This is a genomic window from Streptomyces panacea, from assembly GCF_040560175.1.
GTDB lineage: Bacteria > Actinomycetota > Actinomycetes > Streptomycetales > Streptomycetaceae > Streptomyces > Streptomyces panacea.
The window spans coordinates 1-5019 of record NZ_JARJHW010000301.1; the positions used below are offsets into that span (position 1 = coordinate 1).

Sequence of the window (5019 nt, forward strand, 5' to 3'; positions counted from 1 at the left end):
ACAGGGGTACACCGTGGTCCAGTCGACGGTGCCGCCGCCGACGTAGCGGAAGGCTGGGCCGCTGAGCCCGTTCGACGCGTTGTCCAGCACCGTTCCGCCACGTACGACAGTGCCGGGCGCCCGTTCCCCGAGGCGCAGCGCCTCGGCCAGCCCGGCGCTCAGCTCGTCGGCCGTGGCTCCCAGGGCCGCGATCCGGTACGCCTGGTGGTCGCGTCCGACAGCGCTGGAACGGCACAGGGCGCTCAGGCTCGCCGCGTTCGCCTGCCGCAGCAGCGACCGGACGTCCGCCATGCGCCGGGCCAGGGCGGCCGGGGTGTGCGCGGACAGGACCATCAGGTGCTCGTCCGGTACGGCGGCGGCCGTACGGCCCTCCTCGCCGGACGCCGCGCACCGGGACTCGCCGGACTCCCCGACATACTCCTCGACGTACTCCTCCACGACGATGTGCGCGTTGGTCCCTCCCATGCCGAAGGAGCTGATTCCCGCCCGGCGCGGCCCGTCCGAGGTCCACGGCTGTGGCTCGACGGGGATCACGAACGGTCCGGCGGACAGGTCCAGATGGCTGCTCGGAGTCTCGAAACCGGCGACGGGCGGGATCTCCCGATGCCGCAGGCACAGCAGGACCTTCAGCAGGCCGGCGAGTCCGGCCGCGGGCTCCAGATGCCCGATGTTGCCCTTCACCGTCCCGATGTGGCAGGGCTCGGCGCGGTCCTGGTCGCCGCCGAACACCTCGGTCAGCGCGGCGATCTCGATCGGGTCGCCCAGCCGGGTCGCCGTACCGTGCGTCTCGATCAGGGAGACGTCCGCCGGGGCCAGTCCGGCGTCGTCCAGTGCCGCCCGGACGACCGCGGCCTGGGCGGCGCTGCGGGGCACCGGCAGGGCGCTGCCGCGGCCACCGTGGTTGACGGCCGTACCGCGGATGACGCCCCAGATCCCGTCGCCGTCCCGTTCGGCGTCCGCGAGCGGCTTCAGCATCACGGCCAACGCGCCTTCGCCGGGGAGAAATCCGTCGGCCCGCTCGTCGAAGGGCCGCGGTCTGGTGTCGGACAGGGCACCGAGCTGGCTCAGGCTGCGGTAGTACCACGGAGTCAGACCGACCTGGCAGGCCGCCACGATCGCGGCGCCGCAGTGTCCCGCGCGCAGCGCGGCGACCGCCTGCTGGATGGCGACGAGGGACGACGAGCACAGGGTGTCGACGGTCTGTGAGGGGCCGGTCAGATCCAGCGCGTACGAGATGCGGTTGGCCAGCACCGCGTTCATGGAGCCGAGCGCGGTGTGCGGTCCGACGGTCTCCAGTCCCTGCGTGTCGCGGTGATGGGTGTAGGTGGCGCCGACGAAGACGCCGATGTCGCGGCGGCCGGCGAGACCGCTGTCGTCCCGCACCGTCCAGGCGTGCTCCAGCAGCAGCTTCTGCTGTACGTCCATCTCCTCGGCCTCGCGTACGGAGATGCCGAAGAAGGCCGGATCGAAGCGGTCGATTCCGGTGACGAAGGCGCCGGTACGGCAGTAGGTGCCCGTCATCCGGGGGCCGCGTCGCTCGAAGTGGGCGTCGATGTCCCAGCGTTCGGCCGGTACCTCGGTGAACGCGTGAGCGCCGGAGCGCAGCAGGGGCCACAGCTCCGCCACCCCGCCGGCCGCGCCCGGGAGATCACCGGACACGGCGACGATCGCGACGTCCGCGTCGCGACCGGCGGGCGTGTGGCGGGGCGAACGCGGTTGGTGCGGGTGGTGCGGGTGGTGCGGGGAGGCAGCCGGGATCGGCTCGACGGTCTCGGCCGTCACACCGGTCACGCCGGTCTCGGCCGTCACGCCGGTCACAGGCTCGGCGGTCTCCCGTGCCGCGACCGCGACAGCCGCGCCGTATCGCCCGGTCAGGGCCTCGACGAGCTCGGCGAACTCGCCGTACTCCAGGAAGAGCGTCGCCGGAAGGCTGATACCCCACTTGCCGGACAGTTCCTCCGACAGTTCGACGCTCATGATCGAGCTCATGCCGTAGTCCGACAGCGGGGTGTCGCGGTCGAAGGATGTGACGCCCAGCCGCTCCGCCAGGAACCGCTCCAGCGCGTCCCCGACGTGGCCCCCGTCGCCCTCACCACTGGAGCCGGCGGCGTCTCGTACGCCATCACGTGCCTGGGCGCGTACGCCCGAAGGTGCGCCGAACTCCGCTGCCGCGTCTTCGAGTTCGACGATCACGTCGCCGGCGTCCGGGTGGGCGACGACCACTTGGCGCAGGTCATCATCCGTGCCCAGCAGCGCGATCAGCGCGTCCAGACCCTCCGCGGTGTCCAACGGCCGGACGCCACGCCGCCGCAGTTGTTCCGCGACGGCCGTGCCCATGCCCACCTCGCCCCACAGGCCCCAGGCGACGCTCAGCCACGGCGGGCCCTGCGCGTGCGCGAAAGCGTCGAGGTAGGCGTTGGCCGCGGCGTATCCACCCTGCCCCAGGTTGCCGAACGTGCCGGAGACCGACGCGAACAGCACGGCGAAGTCCAGGTCGTGCCCGGCCACCGCGGCGGCCAGCTCTCGAACGCCGTCGGCCTTCGGCCGCATCACCGCCGCGATGTCCTCGGCGGTGGCGCTGCGGATCAGTCCGTCCTTGAGAGTGCCGGCCGCATGGACCACGCCGTGCAACTCGCCGAACTCCGCGCGGAAGCGTTCCACCACGGCCGCCAGCGCGCCGGGGGTGGTCACGTCCGCGCTGTAGGACGCGACCTCGCACCCTCGCGCGCCGATCGCACGGATCGCGGCAGTCCGGTCCTGGTCGGCACCGGCCGCTCCGGAACGGCTGACCAGCGCGACGGCTCCGGCGCCCTCCCGTGCGAACCGGTCGGCGACCTCCAGGCCGAGCCCGCCGTGTCCGCCGAGGACGAGGTAGCGGCCACCCCGCCTGATGGGCCCCGTCCCGCCGTGGGGCGCGGTGTACGCCGACCGGTCGCGCACCCGGACGGGTACGTGGCGGACTCCCTGCCGGTAGCCGACTTCGGTGGGGCCCCCGGCGGCGCCGAGTTCCACCAGGACCGCGCGGAGCGTGTCCTCGGAGAACCGGTCGACGTCGAGGAGGCGCGGGCCCAGGCCCGGGTACTCGATGGCGGCGGTGCGGACGAAGCCCCACAGGGCGGCGCGCGCCGGCACCGGCCGGTCGCCGTTCGCGACCGGCTGCCCGTCCCTGGTCACCAGGAAGAAGCGGGACTTGCGCTGCCGCTCGCCGAGGGTCCGCAGGGCGGCCAGGCAGCCGTACAGGCCGAGGCGGAGCTCCGCCGCCTCCTCCGGAGGGGCGTCGGGCGCGCCGTCGGCGTTCCAGAGGTGCACCACGCCCGCGACCGGGTCCCCGATCTCCTCCCAGAGCCGTCGGAACGCCTCCTCGTCCGGCTGCGCGAGCATCCGCCGATCGTTGTCGTGCGTCTGCGCGGCGGACGGTCCGACGCCGACCTCCACCACCCGGGCTCCCTCGGCCCGCAGTTGCCGGGCGGCGCGCTCACCCGGGCTGTCGGCACCGCCGTTGTGCAGCACCACCCAGGTTCCGGTCGCCGGATCGTGCCGCACGTCGGTCGCCGGCGCGGGCCGCCAGTCGATCCGGGTGATGGGCAGCACGGCCGCCCGGGCCGGGGCCGGGGCGGCGGCGGCCGGTCGCGACACGGCGGCCGTGCGGCGCATCCGTAGCCCCTCGAGCTCCGCGACGACCTCGTCCGCGGGCCCCAGCAGCAGGGCGTCGGCGGTCGCGTACGCGCCGTCGACGCCGGTCCTGCGCACCTGGACGGTCACACCGGCCGACAGAACCGAGAGGTCGGCGAGGACCGCGACCCGAGCGACGCCGATCGGCAGCATGGGATAGGGGCCGACCTCGCCCGTGAGGTCCTGGAGCGCACAGCTGACGACCTGGAACACGCCGTCCACCAGCAGCGGATGGGCGTACCAGGGCACGGGCTCGGCCTCGGACCGCAACGTGGCACGGGCCACGCCGTCGTCTCCGACGGCGAGTTCCGTGACGGTACGGAAGTCGGGACCGTACAGCAGGCCCTCACGCGCCCAGCTCTCGTACAGCCGCTCCGAGGTGATGCTCCGCGTCGCCGTCACCTGCCGGCCCGTACCGGCCGGCGGGGCCGGGACGGCGCCCGGGAGCAGTCGGCCGGTTCCGGTGGACAGCGGCTTGCGCTCGCCGGCCACCACGGTGCTCAGCTCGAAGCGGATCCGCGGGCCGAAGGACACGTCGAGCCGGACAGGAGCCGCCGCGTCGTCGGCGACGGTGAGGGGTCGCAGGAATGTCACATCGGTGAGCTCCAGCGGGGTGAACGGCTGTCGCCGGGCAACCCCGACCATCGCCATCTCCAGCTGCACCGCGGCGGGCAGCAGCCCCGTACCCGCGGAGCGGTGCTGGGCGATGAAGGGCTCCTGGCCGGTGAACGTCTTCTCGTAGGTCTCGCCCGGGTACGTCACTGTCCCTCACTCCGGTGCTCGTAGTGACGGTCGAACAGCGGGTGGCTGAGGGTGCTCGTCTCAGTACCGCTGCGGCGAACAGGCGGGGCGGCCAGCTCCTGCCGGTTGAAGGGGTAGGCGGGGATGGTGGTGGTGCGCCGGTCCTTGCCCCGATGCAGACCGGCCCAGTCGAGATCGGCACGGGTGTGGTTGTAGTGGTCGGCCACCGCCGCGTGCAGTTGGGCCTGGTCGGTGCGGTCACGTCGCAACGTGGTCAGCCACGTCGGTTGTGTCTCACCCCACGACGCCTTGGCCAGCGAGGTGAGTTGGGGATGGGAACCGATCTCCCACACCGATCCCGCACCCACCTCCGCCAGGGTGTTAACAGCCTGGGAGAAACGCACCGGTTCACGAATAGCCCGCCCCCAGTAACCCGGATCGGTAGCGGTCCCGGCGGAATGCCAACCACCCGTCACACCCGACACGAACCCCATCACCGGAGCCGACAGCGACCTGCCCGCCACCGCCTCGACGAACGGCGCCACCGCACCCTCCATCGCCGCCGAATGAAACGCATGACTCACCGCCAGCATCTGCGTCCGCAAA

2 protein-coding genes are annotated in these 5019 nt (G+C 73.0%); both read right to left on the reverse strand.

Features of this window, described 5'->3' with window-relative positions:
• A partial coding sequence (locus tag P3L51_RS34960; protein WP_354609393.1) for an SDR family NAD(P)-dependent oxidoreductase occupies positions 1-4434 on the reverse strand: 4434 nt, incomplete at its 3' end.
• On the reverse strand, positions 4431-5019 hold a 589-nt coding region (locus P3L51_RS34965; RefSeq protein ID WP_354609394.1), incomplete at its 5' end, for an acyltransferase domain-containing protein. The genes P3L51_RS34960 and P3L51_RS34965, both read right to left, overlap by 4 nt.